Consider the following 15019-nt stretch of genomic DNA (forward strand, 5'->3'; position numbering starts at 1 on the left):
AGCAGATCATGCCATCATCAAACAGCACGGAACGATTGAAAAACGCTCTGAAGGCCACAAAGCTTTATTGGGGCCTGGTGCTGCTTTTTCTGGTGGGGGTGGTTTCCTCACCTGTCTCATCAAAAGGCCATAACATCTTCTTATCCTTTGGAAATCTGTCCGATGTTTTTCGGCAAATTTCTGTCACAGGCATCACGGCCGTCGGAATGACATTGGTTATTCTCATCGCCGGGATCGATCTTTCAGTCGGTTCGGTGTTGGCACTGGGATCGGTCGTTTGCGCCATGCTCTTAACCAATTAAGGTTGGTCCTCCGCCTACCTTCTCGGTGTTCCTGCAATATTTCTCCTGGCATTCTTGCTGGTGTTCGGCATTCTCACATTCGGTATCAAGCTACAGGCGGGGCACAGCCTGCCCGCCACGTCAAAGTTCGCTCTGATTATTGCTATCCTTGCAGCCTTAGCCGCAGCTTTTGGGGTGGCGTTGAGTTCCGACGGGAAGGCCGGGGTTCTACTCGTTCTCCTGGTCGTGCCGGCGGTCGGCTTCATGCTTGGCACCATCAACGGGTTGATCATTGTCGGTGGCCGCTTGCAACCCTTCATTGTCACCTTGGCCATGATGGTCGCGGGCCTCGGGATCGCACGATTGACCGCCGGTCAGAACACTGCTGTCTGGCCGGTTTATACCGGCAGCAATGCAACGGAAGATTTCGAGGCGCTGCGTTCGCTGATATTCGGGATAATTCCGGTACCTGGTGTAATCTTCGCCGCCATAATCGCGCTGTTCTGGGTCATCCTGAAGTTTACGAAGTTCGGTCGCTATATCTACGCCATTGGCGGCAATGAGGAAGCGGCTCGTCTCGCCGGTGTGCCTGTCTGGCGTGTAAAGATCACGGTTTATGCCATTTCGGGCTATCTGGCCGCGCTCGCCGGCATTCTCTATGTTGCCCAGTACCGGCAGGGAAAACCAGATGCCGGCATGGGGCTCGAGCTCGATGCCATTGCAGCCGTTGTGATCGGTGGCACAAGCCTCATGGGCGGTCGAGGGTCGATGATCGGAACGCTGGTTGGTGTCCTGATATTCGGCTTTCTCAGCAATATCCTCCAACTTAACAATATCGATAGCAACACCCAGCTTGTTCTGAAAGGCGCGATCATCATCATCGCGGTTCTGCTGCAGGAGCGGCGTTCAAGCGGCTGGTTGTTCTTTCTGTCGCAACTCAGGGCAGGTGATGTGCTGGACAAATCCGCGCCCAACCCAATCAAGAATCCGCAAGGACCCGGCGACTGACACAGCAAATAAAGCACAAAGGGAGAGAGACAATGAGCATTACCCGTAGACAATTTGCCAAATGGGCGATGGCGACAACATTGATCGCGCCACTCGCATTCAATGCGTCCATCGCGGATGCCAAGGATAAATATGTGATTGGCTTCAGCCAGACGACAACTGTTGAGCCATGGCGTGTCCAATTCAACAAGGACCTCGAAGCTGAAGCCAAGAAACACGCCAATGTTGAACTTCTGGTCGCAGACGGGCAGGACAAGACTGAAAAGCAGGTCGCGGATGTCGAAAACTTTATTCGTCAGGAAGTCGATGCGATCCTGATTTCTCCGAAGGAATCCGCAGGCCTGACGGGCGTTGTCGAGAAAGCCATGGATGCCGGAATCCCGGTCATTGTGCTGGATCGTAATGTCGACACAGAGAAATACATGCAGTGGATTGGTGGCGACAACGTCGTCATCGGTGAAGCGGCGGGCAAATATGCCGTTGAACTTCTTGGTGGCAAGGGCAAAGCCAAGGGTACAGTCGTCGAAATTTGGGGCGGACTCGGGACCCAGGCCAGCCACGATCGGAGCAACGGCTTTCACAAGAACACCGACGCTGAGCCCGGCATCAAGTATCTCCTCGATAAGCAATCAGGCGACTGGAAGCAGGATCAGGCCTATAACATCATGGCGACGGCACTGCGCAACCATGAAGACATAACGCTTGTCTATGGTCACAATGACCCGATGGCTTATGGAGCCTATCTCGCTGCAAAGGACGCTGGCCGCGAGAAGAATATTCTCTTCATCGGCGTGGATGGACTACCGAATGAAGGCGTCCAATGGGTGAACAAGGGGGAATTGGCGGCGACATTCCTCTACCCGACGCCGGGAGCCGAAGGCTTGCGTCAGGCTCTGAAAGTGCTAGCTGGCGAGAAGGTGGAAAAGAAGATCGTCCTCGATACGGAAGCCATTACCAAAGAAAACGCTCCGGCTATCCTGAAAGCCAACGGGCTGTAACAATTGAATAAAAATGGCAGGTCGTGCTGATCGTGCGGCTTGCCAATCTTTACCCTATCCTCCGTTTTTTGTGCCGAATTCTGTTTTATCGCAGCAATATGGTGGTAAAATACTTATTGCGATCACGATGATGTTCATGCTGCAATCGATTCTGCTCTTGTGGCATTGAAGTGTAGGAGTAACGAAATGAACGTTTTTAAACCTCTTGCAGTCACAGGCGCACTTCTGATCTGTCTATCCACGCCATCCAGGGCAGAACCCCTGAAGACGATGGATGACGTCGGGCGTGCGATTGATACCTGCTGGAAAGCGCCGTCAGACTCCAAAGGATCCGTGACGCTGAGCTTCAGCTTCAAGCGTGATGGAACGCTGATCGGCAAGCCCCAGCCAACGAGTATCGCTGTCGACGGAGACGATAAGGTCCGTCAGCAATTTATTGCGTCGGCGATCGATGCGCTGAGCAGCTGCACGCCTTTGACTTTTTCGTCAGGACTGGCAGAAGGCATCGCTGGTCAGGTATTCACCATGCCATTCACTGCGCCAAAAGATTCGGACAGTGGTCCGATGGTTACGACGCAGTGATGTCATCTTGACGGCTCGACGCGCCAGATCGCATTGCCAACATCGTCAGCAACTGGCAGCGCACCAGTTTTATCGATTGGGACGCTGACCAAGCGACCCATCGTCCGCCTTCAGCGAGGGCCCATTCGGGTTGCGCAATCCCGCCGCAAACATTCTTTTCTTATGGCTGGTCAGATCAATTTCCAGAACAACCGCGCGGTCTTCCTCCACCGCCATGCCGTTTTCCCCAACATTGCTGTTAGAGCTTTTTGCCATCTGGACTTGGACACAGATCAAGGGGCTTCGCTTACCAACCTGGTATTCGGAGTATGGTCGGCCTTAGCTGAATCCATAAAACTTGCACCTACAAGCCAGCATACCCCAAGAACCAGAACAAATAGAATGGCCAGGATCAGGAAATCTCTGGGTTCAAGTTGTCTATGATGAGCTCTACGCATCTGATTGCCATTGTGTTGACTGTGCTCGCTAAACCCTAAGTAGAGTGAATTAAATTCGTGTTAAATTTGGGCGAAGTATATGCGTTGCTACAAAGGGCCTGCTTAATGCTTGCCGCTCTCCAGTTTCATCGTTGCTAGCGCGCAAGCGGTCCGCAGTTGACAAGAATTCTCCTGGACGCGAACGGCGCTTGACTGGCGGGTGAAGGGAGTTAGCGATTGGACACGACGGTCGTAGATATGAGCCGCCCCAGACCATCAGGCCGGGATAGAAGCCAAACAGTAGATGACTGAAGACAGGGCTTCCCACACGCAGCTGTGTAGCGATCGCTCCGGGCTTGCTAATCGATTGGTTCGCCCGATACACCATCATCGTATTCGGCGTCGCCGGAGTCCTGTAAACCACGGACTCTGTCCGCGGCCGCATTCGATAAATGCGACCAGATTTTTGCGAGACTATCTGCCGCTCTGCGATAGGATTCATCCAGTTCCAACCCATTCATGAGTCCGACCAGCTGGTCGAAATCCTGGGCACCCTTTCGAATGACCGCATGCAGGCGCAATGCCTGTTCGAGCGTAAGGCCGGGTTTTTCCAGCGCCTTAGGAATCTCCTTCACTAACCGCTGAACAAGGTCAGCATGGCCTTTCAATCGCGCAAGCCAGTCGTTTACCATGCTTTCCCTTTGTATTAGGCCAGAACCGTATTTTCGGTTCGCGTTGCCAATAACGTTTCTTGGCTCTTTCGGTAAAGTTCCTATCCAGTTCAACCACACCGTCGTCGGGTTCGATTCCAGCCTTATCGAGCAGGGAACGAGATGCAGAGGTGTACTGATGGCCTTCAGATGTCCGAAAGCATCCATCAGCCGCTGGGTGGCAGCACCTTCCTTCATCAAAAGTTTGGCGCTATCTTCCGAGAGCAAGACTACCACTGCGTCGAATAATTGCGAGGGTGATCCGAGCAACTGGCCATCGGCTTTCGTTTGTTTCCGTCCGAGCGGTTAGCGCCGCTGCATCGCTTCCATCAGCGATGAGAATCCCGACTTTTCGGCCATCGAGCGTATTGATCATGTTTGAATGAATGCTGAGAGCGGACGTGAATGCCCTGATTAGTAGTGAGATGGTCGGTACCGCGCCATGCGGTCCCTTTTAAGGCACATGCTGGTGGGTTTCTTTTCTGTGCCATGATCACTTTTGATCTTGGACAGCCGGTCCGCGGAACTCAAATTGAACTTTTGCGTTCAAATATTATGACAAGAATGGCTTTTGAACACGTCACCATCACAGATCGCATGCGCCGCGTAAGAAACGTGTCATGCGTAGAATCGGCTGCTGAAGTTCTTGCAAAATACTGGCCCAAAAACTGCGGTGAAAAATATGTCACGGCGCAGCAAGCTTGCCTTGACGCCTATGCAGGGCGGCTGGATCCCTTAGAAGTCAGGAATGCCTTTATCGAAGCTGCGAAAGAGGCATCGATTTACATCGACGAGCGCCACCGTTAGCCACAATCAAACCGGCGCCTTCCATCGTGACTGCTCAAACAATAATCAAAGAGCATCCCGATGGAAAGAAATTCGTCTCCGAACAATATATTTTCATAAATATAACGCTGGCTATCTGTGAAGCGTCGATATATTCAGGAAAACATTTCGGACGCCTATCGGAGGTTGAATATGGGCATTCATCGTCGTCAATGGATAAAAACGACTGTCGCCGCATTTGCGGCAGCATGGCTTGGTACAACGACGCTGCTGGCAGTGCCGACGCAAGCGGCGGAGAAGGTTACTGTCTTTGCGGCCGCTAGCCTTAAGAACGCAATCGACGACATAACAGCCGCATGGCAGAAGGAATCTGGCAAGGAAGCTACAATCTCCTACGCCGCGAGTTCGGCTCTGGCCAAGCAGATCGAGTCTGGTGCGCCTGCCGATATCTTCATTTCGGCTGATCTCGACTGGATGGACTATGTTGCGAAGAAGAACCTGATCAAGGCAGATACCCGCAAAAATCTCTTGGGCAATCGCATCGTTCTGGTTGCGCCGAAAGACAAGGCAGAGCCAATCGAGATTAAGAAGGGTTTCGACCTCGCGAAACTTTTAGATGGCGGTCGTCTCGCCATGGGGGCGGTTGATTCCGTTCCTGCAGGCAAATATGGCAAGGCCGCTCTGGAATCCCTGGGTGTGTGGCCGTCAGTGGAAGGCAAAATTGCCGGCGCCGAAAGCGTGCGTGCTGCGCTTCTGCTTGTATCGCGCGGCGAAGCGCCCTATGGCATCGTCTATCGAACCGATGCGGCTGCTGACAAAGAAGTCAAGATCGTCGGCACTTTTCCCGACGACAGCCACCCTGCAATCATCTATCCGATTGCTATCCTCAGCGAGAGCAAGAATGCTGACGCGGTGTCGCTGTTTGATTACATCAAATCAGAAAAGGCTGTGCCATTCTTCGAAAAGCAGGGATTTACGGTACTCAAGTAATCCTGCGGGCTCCCGAGCCAGCACCGGCGGGAGCCTTGCAAATAGAATATAAGCGGGCGGGGGCCTGACGTTTTGGACTGGTTCTCATTGAGCAATGAAGAATGGACTGCAGTTCACCTCAGCCTTCGAATTGCGTTCGTCGCGATGCTTGCCAGCCTGCCTCTTGGCATCCTCGTGGGTCTATTGCTGGCACGAGGAAAATTCTGGGGCAAATCGATCCTCAATGGTCTGGTCCATCTTCCTTTGATTCTTCCTCCCGTCGTCACCGGCTTTATTCTTCTGATACTCTTTGGTCGACGTGGCCCGATCGGTGGGTTTCTGGCCGAACATTTCGGTATTGTCCTGTCGTTCCGCTGGACGGGCGCAGCATTAGCCTGCGGGGTGATGGGTTTCCCGCTAATGGTCCGCAGCATCCGGCTGTCCATAGAAGCAGTGGACCGGAAACTTGAAGATGCCGCGGGAACGCTCGGAGCAAGTCCGTCGTGGGTATTTGCGACGGTGACCTTGCCACTCATCCTGCCAGGGATCATTGCCGGCATGATCCTCTCCTTTGCCAAGGCAATGGGCGAATTTGGTGCGACGATTACATTCGTCTCCAATATCCCGGGAGAGACACAGACATTGTCCGCTGCAATCTACACCTTCACGCAGGTACCGGGCGGCGATGCGGGTGCATTTCGCCTGACGATCATATCAGTCGTCATTTCCATGGCGGCTTTGATGGCCTCTGAATTCTTGGGCTACCTTGTTGGACGCAGAGTGGACATCCAATGACGCTGACCTTTAAATCAAAACATACGCTTGGAAAATTCGTCCTTGACGCAGCTTTCGCGTCCGACCGGGGCGTCACGGCGTTGTTCGGACGTTCCGGTTCTGGAAAAACGTCGATCATCCGCATTATCGCGGGACTTGCACAGCCCGATCGGGGCAGGATCGTCTTTGACGGCGACGTACTGGTTGATACGGAGAAGGGAATATTCGTTCCCAAACACAAGCGCCGTTTCGGCTACGTATTTCAAGAAGGGCGGCTTTTTCCGCATCTGACAGTTCAACAAAATCTCAATTACGGCCGCTGGTTTACTCCGAAACCTCGACGAGCGGACGATCTATCGAAGATTGTCGATCTGCTCGGTATCGGAGCGGTTTTGGACCGGCGTCCGGGCAAACTATCAGGTGGAGAAAAGCAGCGTGTCGCCATTGGCCGTGCCTTGTTGTCGTCGCCGCGCCTGCTGCTGATGGACGAGCCGCTCGCTGCGCTCGACGATACGAGGAAGATGGAAATTCTTCCCTACCTCGAAGCTTTGCGGGATGAAATGAAGATCCCGATCATTTATGTCAGCCATTCGGTTTCGGAAGTGGCGCGCCTTGCGGATCGCGTCATCGTAATGAGCGATGGCAAGGTAGCTATGGCCGGTACGGCCGCCGATGTCTTGAGCCAAACCTCAATTTCAATCGCAACAGATCGACGCGAAGCAGGTTCACTAGTGGAGGGAAAGGTCGTAAATTACGATCCAAAACACAAGCTGGCGACGATCGGGTTCAAAACCTTGCGAATCTATGTCTCAGGTACCGAAATTGCAGAAGGCAAGGCAGTTCGCGTCCACATTCTTGCCAAGGATGTCATGCTCTCCAGGGTTCGGCCCGAGCAGCTGAGCGCGCTCAACATTCTCGAGGGGACGATAAATACCATCGGGTTTGACAAGGCGGGCACAGTCGATGTTCAGGTCGATTGCCAGGGAACGGCAATATTGGCGCGAATTACCGAATTATCCTGCGAAAGGCTTGGTCTGCAGCCGGACATGCCGGTCTTTGCGATTATCAAGACCGCCGCATTGGAGCCTCATTAATATCGGTCTTGGATGCCGAGGACGTGCTCGGGCTGCGATTGGCGTCAAGCCAGGCAATATCTGAAGCAACTGCGGTTTCGATTTTCTCTTCCATGGTGCGAAAGCGGCTGAGCAATTTCTCGCCGAATTCGGTGACCACAGCGCCGCCGCCTTGTTTACCGCCGCGCTGAGAGTCCACGACCGGTTGGGAGAACATTGCATTCATCGCACTGACCAGAAGCCAGGCGCGGCGATACGACATATCCATGGCACGACCAGCGGCTGAAATGGAGCCCGTTTCACGAATGTGCTCGAGCAATTGCATCTTTCCACGACCGATTTTCTCCTTGTCCGGAAAATCGATACGCAAAACTGTTCTCAAATTTTTACTTGAAGATGGACCCATTGTCGTGACCGCACCGTTGGACTGTCGCATTTATCTATAGCAATGCGCATAGGGATGTACACGGCCATCTGAACTCTATGCCTAATCCCGGTGGCCGGTTGTAATTTCTAGACGCGATGGTGATAACGTAGATTTTGATTTGTCATAGGAAACAAGTTGCCCAAGGTCAGCCAAGGAGAAGACTCGATGCAGAATTTTCACGGCCTTATCGTTCCCGAGAACCTCGCTGAAGCAGCGTTGCCGCAGACAACAGCTCTCATTGTCTACGACATGCAGATTGGCATACTGCGCCAATTGAAGGATGGCCCAAAGGTTTTGGAGCGCGTGCTGCAGGTTCTGAAAATTGCCCGTTCGGAAGGGATACGCATATTCTTCATGCGCCATATGTCTTTGCCGAAACGGATGGCTGGCATTTTCCAGGTCCGGCAAATGATGGCTTGGCAGCGCAAAACGTCGGCGGACGACGTGGATCCATGGTTTCTGCGTGATAGCCCAGGTTTCGCACTTGCCCCGGAACTCGAGGTGCGTGAGGACGAAGCGATTTTTGACAAAATCACATTCTCAGCCTTTGAGGGAACGCCTCTGGCGATTGCCATGCGCGACTGTGGTCTGAAGAGTTTTATTATCTGCGGCATCGCCACTGAAATCGGGATTGAACCCACCGTAGGTCATGGCGCTGACCTTGGACTTATTCCGATCGTGGTGACCGATGCTTGCGGCGGCGGTGATGCAGAAGCGGCCGGCCGTGCGATGGAAGGCATGAAGTACAAGGGCGACGCGATGTTTTGCACGATTGAGGAGCTGTCGGCTGTCTGGGCTAGTAGATGAACTGTGGAAGAAAAATGGGGGCGGCCCAGGAACGCCAAGGCAGTGTGCGATTGCGGTAGTGAGGGTGTTTCTCACCTGCACGAGGGGTTTTGACACGCGGGACTGAGCGATATCGAACTCTCGATATCGCTCAGCGAATTCGGACATGACGGGCATTTACTCCGTCAGGATGGAATTACTTTATTACTCCTCATCCGCCACTCAACTGCACCCGGAAGTATTTCCTGTTATTTATGAGGGGGTAAGGAATATTCGTATGTAATACAATGGCTTGGGCTATTCGTACTCCGTAAAAGTACTCGTGAGGTGGACTTCATCGTAGAGGTTGCTGGCTGTTTCATGTACGCCGCTAGATTTTTTTGTTCGACGAGGAAGGAAGATCAACGAACCCGCTCGCATATTAGAGGCAGACTGCGGGTTTCATATCCATCGCCCGTTCTTCGATTTAACCGCAGCCGCCGGTATCTTCGGAGTCGACGTCGACTTGTCCCTCCACGCAAGATTGACCGGATGCACCGTTGATTGTGACGAGCTCCACGGTGCCAAGTCCGAGATGATGCCGGGCTATGGCATGTCCCGCTTAATGCACGGCACGACGCCATCGCGACGCTTCCGATCGCTTTGGCTTAGCGAGCCACGATTCAGCGCATCGAGACGGGCGACGAAGGCATCGCTTGGAAACAAATCGAAAAAGTTCGACTGGCTTTAGAGGATTCGGGAATTGAGTTCTTGCCGCCCGCCCAAGGACGGGGTCCAGCTGTCGCAATCAAAAGAGGCGTGAAAATCACAAAGCCCAAGGATTGATCACGAGCTAGCTAGTGATCAGAATCGCTGCAGAAGCTGTCGCTGTTATGGGGCCGTCGTTTCTCCTCACGCAGCTACGCCCGCCGCCGCGCCTTTTGGCCCTGTGCCACTTAAACGACTTGCCGGAGGGCGGTCCGCGTTCCGGCTCATAGACATGGTTGCCAGTTTACTTTGCGACAGACAACGGAACATTAACTACCTGCGCATGTTGTGCTCTAGAGAACGGAGTCAATCGTGATGGAATGAATAGCAATGCGAAGAAGATCATCATTTTCGCATGGGTCAATGATGCAGAAACGTTGAAGACGCGCGGTTCGAAAACTGATGCGTATCAGGTTTTCAAGGACATGGTGAACAGCGGCAATCCTCCTGACGATTGCGTGACTCTGGAGAAATCTGCGTCCGACAGAAAAACTGTCGGCTGAAAAAAGCCGCCACTAGGGCCAAATCGTAATACGGCCGCGCGAGTGGCTACATAATCCCGCGCCTTTCGCTCAGTTCTCTCGTTCGGGGAAAATGCGGACATAGGTGCGTGTTCCCGGTTGTCCGGTACTGCATTCAATGTGAATCTGATTTGACGTGATCTGGCCAAGCGCATCGCCGGCCGCATCGGCAAGACAGGACCTCGCCAACTCCGCGTTTTGGTCCGCCCCGAGTAGGCCGCTCCGGCGAGCCCGAGGATCGTCCACCACGATTCCGGCGGTTCTCCTCCGTCGTTGTACGAGATGTCGATGCCGTCGAACTGCCTCAAGGAATTGGTCCTGTCGCAAATAAAATGGATGTCTTTGAAGTCCCCGATCGCAAGGAAGTATATAGCGTCAGTTCTGTTCGCTATCATTGCACCCAACGCGCCGACAATACTCTGTGCCATTGCCGCGCAAACGGCGTTCTGTTCAGGATCGATCGTTCGCGCATGGGAATGTGTCAGCGTCCCGAGAAACGTGGCGACAGCAACCGCGAGATGCGCAGTCCTCCGTTTGATCACATGTTCCCCTGGGCCGTCCGAGTGTAAAAGGATGATACCAAAAGCGGGTTGTGGTTCAAGTGCAGGTACGGCCTGAAATCCCGGCTCAGTTATTCTGCGGCGACCAGCGAAATTGCCACGTCAGGATGCGGCATGACGTCAGCGACCGTGTCATGGACCATCAACTCGGCACGACCGTCCCGGATTTCCAGCACATGGGAATAGAAGTCGGTGCCGTCGGCAGCTTTGGGTGGTTCTTGTTCGTGCATGACGCTGATGACGATGATCGTGCGGCAGTGGTTTTTGATGGCTTGATGGAAGGCGGTCTTCGATTCCGGGTCAAGTTGTCCGGTTGCCTCATCCAGGAACAAGATAGCCGGTTTGTGCAGGAGTATGCGTGCGAGCACCAGTTTCTGTTTCTGTCCGCCGGAAAGGGACTCGTCCCATGAACTGCCGTCGCGGGCATCCTGTTCCAAATGTTCGATGAACTCTCCCATGCCCGCACGGTAAAGAGCGGCGGCCACGGAAGCATCGGTGAATTCGCTTTCGTCCAACGGGAGGCATGCAAGCTGCTTTAATGAAACGCTCGGGAGCTTGACCTCTTGGGCGGCATACATGATAGACGCGCTTTCGGGGTAAATGACATCCCCGCGTCCGTAGCCCCAGAGACCGTTTATCGCTTTCAAGAGGCAAGTTTTGCCGGTACCCGAGCCGCCTTTCAGATAGGTCCAGTCACCCTTCCTGAAACTGACGTTCGCCACGGTCAAAAATGGGGCGGCATCCCGATCACGGTGCATCAGTTCAAGATTGCGAACGCTCAGTCCGAAACGGTCATGTTGGGTCGAGTATCTGAACTCACTGACGCCGTTCGATTGATAGAAGGCCGACGGATGTCGAACCACCGCGACTGCCTCCGCCATTTCCGTAACGAGTTTTGCGTTCCCCTTCAGGTTGGCGATCGCCGGCATCACTTGGATGAACCATGAGCATTCGTTGATCATGGAGCCGACCAGTTCCGCGCCGGTAATGTAGGTCTTGAGGCTGACGGTGTTGCCCATGTAGGGCAGGAGCCCCGGCAGATACGCGACGATCTTCGCGCCGAAAAAATTGTAGATCGACGAGAATGACATATAGAATGCATCATACTTGTTGAAGCGTCCCCAAGCGCTGTCCACGCCGGAGTAAAGCTTCTCGTTTACGGACTTCTGCACATTTTCGCCGCTCGATGCCGCAACGTGGAAACTGCGACGCAGGAACGTCGTCAATTCCTTTCTGTAGCTTCCTTCAGTCAGCTGAATCTGGATCGTCAGCTTCTCAAGCACCGCTCCGATCCTTACGGCGAACCAGGTGTTGAAAGGCACGTAGACGACGATCGCGGCAAAGGCGAGCACCGCGCTGCCGTAGCTTCCGAGAAATTCCAGACCCACGACCTCAGTCGACATCTCCAACAGCTTCTGACCGACGAAAAGGACGGACATGGCGACGCTCAGAATTCCCATGGCCAGACCGATCGCGCCTCCGGTCATCGACTTTATCGATTCCTGCATGCGTTGATCAATGGCCTCAGGCATCTGTATGCCGTCGTCCGCAGCCGATCCCTGCTGCAGGTGATAGTGGGTGTGGTTGTTGTCGAGCAGGGCCTCATTGAACCTGCCGTTCAGCCAGCCGCGCCATTTTCGATGAAGCGTCGTCGACAGTAGATGGCGAAAGCCGATGAAGCCCGCCTCTTTCATGACCATCAAGAGGACCAGAAACCCGGCCTTCGCCATTATTGCAGTCACAGGATTGGCGACGAAAGGCTCGCGGATGCCGACGATCGAGTTGAGAAGTTCACCCGAGGCCACGGCCATCCACACGCTGGCCTTGCTTGCGGCCGCCGTCAGCAGCCCTATGGCGACGGTGAGAAGCCAAGCCTCCATCCAGCGATCCGAGAACCAGTAGGCTCTCATCAACCCCCAGAATGTGCGCATCGACGACACGGGACCGCTAACCGGATTGTTCCGGACTCGGCTGTTCCCCCGTTCACTTCGCTGCTCCAACTGGACACCCCCACTTCGAATCGCTCAAAACGGTAACATAGTCTTGCGCATTGAAACACCGGGTGATTAGATTTAGCTCGCAGACCGAGTCAAATCTGCAACAGGAACCATTTTAGCTGATCCCGGCGTTGCTCAATTCCCCAATTGGAGTAGTCCCGATGGCACCTCGATCGTTTTGGAAGGTTATTTGAAGCTTTCCTCGTCACTTGCCCTGTGGCAATGGTGCCTGCAACCAGACGTCAGCTCTATGCCTTGGACAGCGCGACATGTCCCTAGCAAAGAGGTTGATCGCTGTTCCCCGTGCAAGGCGAAGCAATCCTCGCATCCCACTTCCGGCAGGATGTCGCGCCGCTGTTAGGTCCTGCCGAGCGAATCTGATCCACCTATGACGTGAAAGTACCCCGCTGGCAGCGCCTGCCACGGCTCGAGGAGGAGCCATCTCTCACCAAGCCAATATCTATATATGGTATCTACCTGAGCGACCGGATAAGTATTTCAGCTTTTTCTGTTTCATGCTCCGTCTTCGTAAGCCTTCAATCTATTCGACATCTCGATGTATTCGAGCTCAGCCTCAACCCATTTTTGTTTGATATCAATCGCCATCTTTTGATAAATTAGCGTAGTCGTCACCGGATTGGTATCGACGATATCGTAGTAGTATTTTCCTTTTAGTATGCGTATAACTCTCTTTATTTTATTTTTACATCCTACCTTAGAATTCTCTATGTTTTTGCTTAATCCTTTACTCTCCAAATACGTCCTGCCCACTCCAGCTCGTCGAATTACCTCTTGGATGTTAAGGGTTCCGTATGGATAGTTACCGTTTCCATTCTTGACCTCTTTCATAATCGATCTGAGAGCCCAATCGATTTTCGCCAACGATGATAGTCCATCTGGAGCTGATGGGACGAACATCCGTTTCACGCGGTGCTTCTGCTTGGTTGGAACCACCGCTGTAATATTGCGGGAACCACGTTTGTAACCCTTTTCATGCATTTGAGGTACTCCATATGCCGCGCATGTGGGGAAATTCTTGCAAAAATTCATCTCGGACATCGTCCCAGCGGTGTAAATTTGCCAAGATCTGACCGGCGAAATTGACCGCCTGCATCACTCTACCATCCTCGATCGCATGGTCATGATCTTCGCGCAACATTTGGAGCTGCTGGCGGCATTGAGATTTTCCCAGATCTAGTTCCAACCGATGGAGGCAAGTGGTTCTACAGTTTCCAGGATCCGCTTCGCCCCGTGCCTGCGTGCACGGTCCAAATTGTCCGGGTGCCTTCGTACAAAGTACGCCTGGTCGAACCCGGATCCATGCGATCCCATTCGCAGTAAGTATCTTCGCAGCCCTTGTAATGTCATCAGTTCCGAACGTGTCAATGCCCAACCGCATAGCCATGCCGTTAAGTCCTGATAAAAGGTTGGGCTTTGCCGGGCCCCCAGCCTTGTGATCAAGTACCTCTGATATTGCATCTTCGGCCATTGCAATCGACGCTTCCATCGAAACCCGCATAGCTTCGGACGCGAGAACACCGTCCGACAGCATATAGTGCATCGTTGCCTCGACGTCGGCATGACCGAACAGATCATAGAGAACTTGTACGGCGTCGACGACGGTCAAAGCGATTAAGTGAGCCATTGTATGACGCCAACGTTGGGCTTGGGCCCAGCCTTCACTTTTATCTGCTAAATCAAGATTTTTTACCGCCTCAGACAGGACCATCGACATATTGGCCAAGGGATACCCTCGTTTTGAGTCTTTGTAGTCCGAAAACTGAACCCAAATATGCTTCGTTCCATCTGGTCTTATGACATCGGCCAATGAATCTTGAAGTAAAAGCGCTCGCACCGCCATGGGATGAAGAGGCCAGTCACGGGAGGCTCCTCCAATCACATCAACGTGCTTGTATGTTTGCGAAACCAGTTGGTTGTTGGCTAACGCATGTTCCGATGTTGCGTCGGCCCCAGCATTCTCGCTGTGCCTACCTCCAGTACAAAACGCGATCTTGTTAAAGTTGAGGGCTTGAATGATCCCCACGACCAGCAACAGCGTAGCGTATGTCGGTGGCCATCTATTTGAGAATTCGTAGTATTGGCGGTGGGTTCGTTGTTTAATATTGAATGGCAATTTCATGATCGGATTGCCGAAACTATCTAGCCAATCAAAATTTTGAATGATGGCGTTTCTGGCATCTTTCAACGATTGTGGAATATTGCTTTTAGAACCAGACCATTTTGCGTTTATTTCTTCAGTCATCCTCCAGCATTCGATAACTGATTCAGAAAGATTCTCGTTCATCCAGATCCCACGAGAAATAATTTCAGTTACGTACTCGTTGCTATATGCCTTTTTTTTCTTAGCCTTCGCGCGCATTTCC

General features: G+C 53.0%; 13 protein-coding genes and 2 pseudogenes. 9 read left to right on the forward strand and 6 right to left on the reverse strand.

Features of this window, described 5'->3' with window-relative positions:
- Positions 1-8 precede the first annotated feature (8 nt).
- The 3 genes and pseudogenes from ACSQ3H_RS12745 (at position 9) to ACSQ3H_RS12755 (ending at position 2869) form a co-directional block, all read left to right on the forward strand.
- Positions 9-1289: pseudogene (locus ACSQ3H_RS12745) on the forward strand (ABC transporter permease).
- A gap of 38 nt (positions 1290-1327) precedes the next feature.
- Positions 1328-2287, forward strand: coding sequence for a substrate-binding domain-containing protein (locus ACSQ3H_RS12750; RefSeq protein WP_436119436.1), 960 nt, complete (start codon positions 1328-1330; stop codon positions 2285-2287).
- Between the two features lie 186 nt (positions 2288-2473).
- Positions 2474-2869, forward strand: a complete 396-nt coding sequence (locus ACSQ3H_RS12755; RefSeq protein ID WP_436117406.1) for a hypothetical protein — start codon at positions 2474-2476, stop codon at positions 2867-2869.
- 90 nt (positions 2870-2959) lie between these two features.
- Here the strand turns inward: ACSQ3H_RS12755 and ACSQ3H_RS12760 are convergent.
- Both ACSQ3H_RS12760 and ACSQ3H_RS12765 read right to left on the reverse strand, forming a co-directional pair.
- Positions 2960-3112 (reverse strand): annotated as a pseudogene (locus ACSQ3H_RS12760) (sorbosone dehydrogenase family protein); the annotation flags it as partial.
- 532 nt (positions 3113-3644) lie between these two features.
- Entirely contained in the window at positions 3645-4193 is a 549-nt protein-coding gene (locus tag ACSQ3H_RS12765) for a hypothetical protein (RefSeq protein ID WP_436117407.1), read from the reverse strand.
- A gap of 291 nt (positions 4194-4484) precedes the next feature.
- Here ACSQ3H_RS12765 and ACSQ3H_RS12770 point away from each other — a divergent pair, with 291 nt between their 5' ends.
- The 4 genes from ACSQ3H_RS12770 (at position 4485) to modC (ending at position 7618) form a co-directional block, all read left to right on the forward strand.
- Positions 4485-4802 carry a DUF982 domain-containing protein gene (locus ACSQ3H_RS12770; protein ID WP_436117408.1) on the forward strand — a complete coding sequence of 106 codons (318 nt, stop codon included), beginning with the start codon at positions 4485-4487 and terminating at the stop codon, positions 4800-4802.
- A 171-nt stretch (positions 4803-4973) separates the two neighbouring features.
- Positions 4974-5771, forward strand: coding sequence for a molybdate ABC transporter substrate-binding protein (gene modA / locus ACSQ3H_RS12775; RefSeq protein WP_436117409.1), 798 nt, complete (start codon positions 4974-4976; stop codon positions 5769-5771).
- Between the two features lie 72 nt (positions 5772-5843).
- Positions 5844-6545: a molybdate ABC transporter permease subunit gene (gene modB / locus ACSQ3H_RS12780; protein WP_436117410.1), complete on the forward strand. Its 702-nt coding sequence runs from the start codon at positions 5844-5846 to the stop codon at positions 6543-6545.
- Positions 6542-7618, forward strand: coding sequence for a molybdenum ABC transporter ATP-binding protein (gene modC, locus ACSQ3H_RS12785; RefSeq protein ID WP_436117411.1), 1077 nt, complete (start codon positions 6542-6544; stop codon positions 7616-7618). Before modB ends, modC begins: the two co-directional genes overlap by 4 nt.
- On the opposite strand, the gene ACSQ3H_RS12790 is transcribed toward modC, so the two are convergent.
- Positions 7590-8003: a winged helix-turn-helix domain-containing protein gene (locus ACSQ3H_RS12790; RefSeq protein WP_436117412.1), complete on the reverse strand. Its 414-nt coding sequence runs from the start codon at positions 8001-8003 to the stop codon at positions 7590-7592. The two genes, modC and ACSQ3H_RS12790, sit on opposite strands and share 29 nt — an antisense overlap.
- 186 nt (positions 8004-8189) lie before the next feature.
- Between ACSQ3H_RS12790 and ACSQ3H_RS12795 the strand changes: the two genes are divergently transcribed.
- Positions 8190-8831: a cysteine hydrolase gene (locus tag ACSQ3H_RS12795; RefSeq protein ID WP_436117413.1), complete on the forward strand. Its 642-nt coding sequence runs from the start codon at positions 8190-8192 to the stop codon at positions 8829-8831.
- A gap of 1046 nt (positions 8832-9877) precedes the next feature.
- The gene (locus ACSQ3H_RS12800) at positions 9878-10060 is read left to right on the forward strand and encodes a type II toxin-antitoxin system YhaV family toxin (protein ID WP_436117414.1); all 183 of its coding nucleotides are present in this window, start codon (positions 9878-9880) and stop codon (positions 10058-10060) included.
- A 649-nt stretch (positions 10061-10709) separates the two neighbouring features.
- Here ACSQ3H_RS12800 and ACSQ3H_RS12805 read toward each other — a convergent pair.
- From ACSQ3H_RS12805 to ACSQ3H_RS12815, 3 genes are all read right to left on the reverse strand, one after another.
- Positions 10710-12569, reverse strand: a complete 1860-nt coding sequence (locus tag ACSQ3H_RS12805; RefSeq protein WP_436117415.1) for an ABC transporter ATP-binding protein/permease — start codon at positions 12567-12569, stop codon at positions 10710-10712.
- Positions 12570-13148: 579 nt separating this feature from the next.
- Positions 13149-13634: a hypothetical protein gene (locus ACSQ3H_RS12810; protein ID WP_436117416.1), complete on the reverse strand. Its 486-nt coding sequence runs from the start codon at positions 13632-13634 to the stop codon at positions 13149-13151.
- A complete protein-coding gene (locus tag ACSQ3H_RS12815) occupies positions 13627-15015 on the reverse strand; it encodes a hypothetical protein (RefSeq protein ID WP_436117417.1) in 1389 nt (462 codons plus the stop codon). The genes ACSQ3H_RS12810 and ACSQ3H_RS12815 overlap by 8 nt, the downstream gene beginning before the upstream one ends.
- Positions 15016-15019 lie beyond the last annotated feature (4 nt).

Origin of the sequence: Phyllobacterium sp. LjRoot231 (assembly GCF_964253365.1) — a bacterium.
GTDB lineage: Bacteria > Pseudomonadota > Alphaproteobacteria > Rhizobiales > Rhizobiaceae > Phyllobacterium.

Excerpts from the sequence above, each read along its gene's own strand:
- ACSQ3H_RS12755 (WP_436117406.1), top strand. The coding sequence starts at position 2,474 with ATGAACGTTTTTAAACCTCTTGCAGTCACAGGCGCACTTCTGATCTGT.
- ACSQ3H_RS12765 (WP_436117407.1), bottom strand. The coding sequence starts at position 4,193 with ATGAAGGAAGGTGCTGCCACCCAGCGGCTGATGGATGCTTTCGGACAT.
- ACSQ3H_RS12770 (WP_436117408.1), top strand. The coding sequence starts at position 4,485 with ATGATCACTTTTGATCTTGGACAGCCGGTCCGCGGAACTCAAATTGAA.
- modA (WP_436117409.1), top strand. The coding sequence starts at position 4,974 with ATGGGCATTCATCGTCGTCAATGGATAAAAACGACTGTCGCCGCATTT.
- modC (WP_436117411.1), top strand. The coding sequence starts at position 6,542 with ATGACGCTGACCTTTAAATCAAAACATACGCTTGGAAAATTCGTCCTT.
- ACSQ3H_RS12790 (WP_436117412.1), bottom strand. The coding sequence starts at position 8,003 with ATGGGTCCATCTTCAAGTAAAAATTTGAGAACAGTTTTGCGTATCGAT.
- ACSQ3H_RS12795 (WP_436117413.1), top strand. The coding sequence starts at position 8,190 with ATGCAGAATTTTCACGGCCTTATCGTTCCCGAGAACCTCGCTGAAGCA.
- ACSQ3H_RS12800 (WP_436117414.1), top strand. The coding sequence starts at position 9,878 with ATGAATAGCAATGCGAAGAAGATCATCATTTTCGCATGGGTCAATGAT.
- ACSQ3H_RS12805 (WP_436117415.1), bottom strand. The coding sequence starts at position 12,569 with ATGCGCACATTCTGGGGGTTGATGAGAGCCTACTGGTTCTCGGATCGC.
- ACSQ3H_RS12810 (WP_436117416.1), bottom strand. The coding sequence starts at position 13,634 with ATGCATGAAAAGGGTTACAAACGTGGTTCCCGCAATATTACAGCGGTG.
- ACSQ3H_RS12815 (WP_436117417.1), bottom strand. The coding sequence starts at position 15,015 with ATGCGCGCGAAGGCTAAGAAAAAAAAGGCATATAGCAACGAGTACGTA.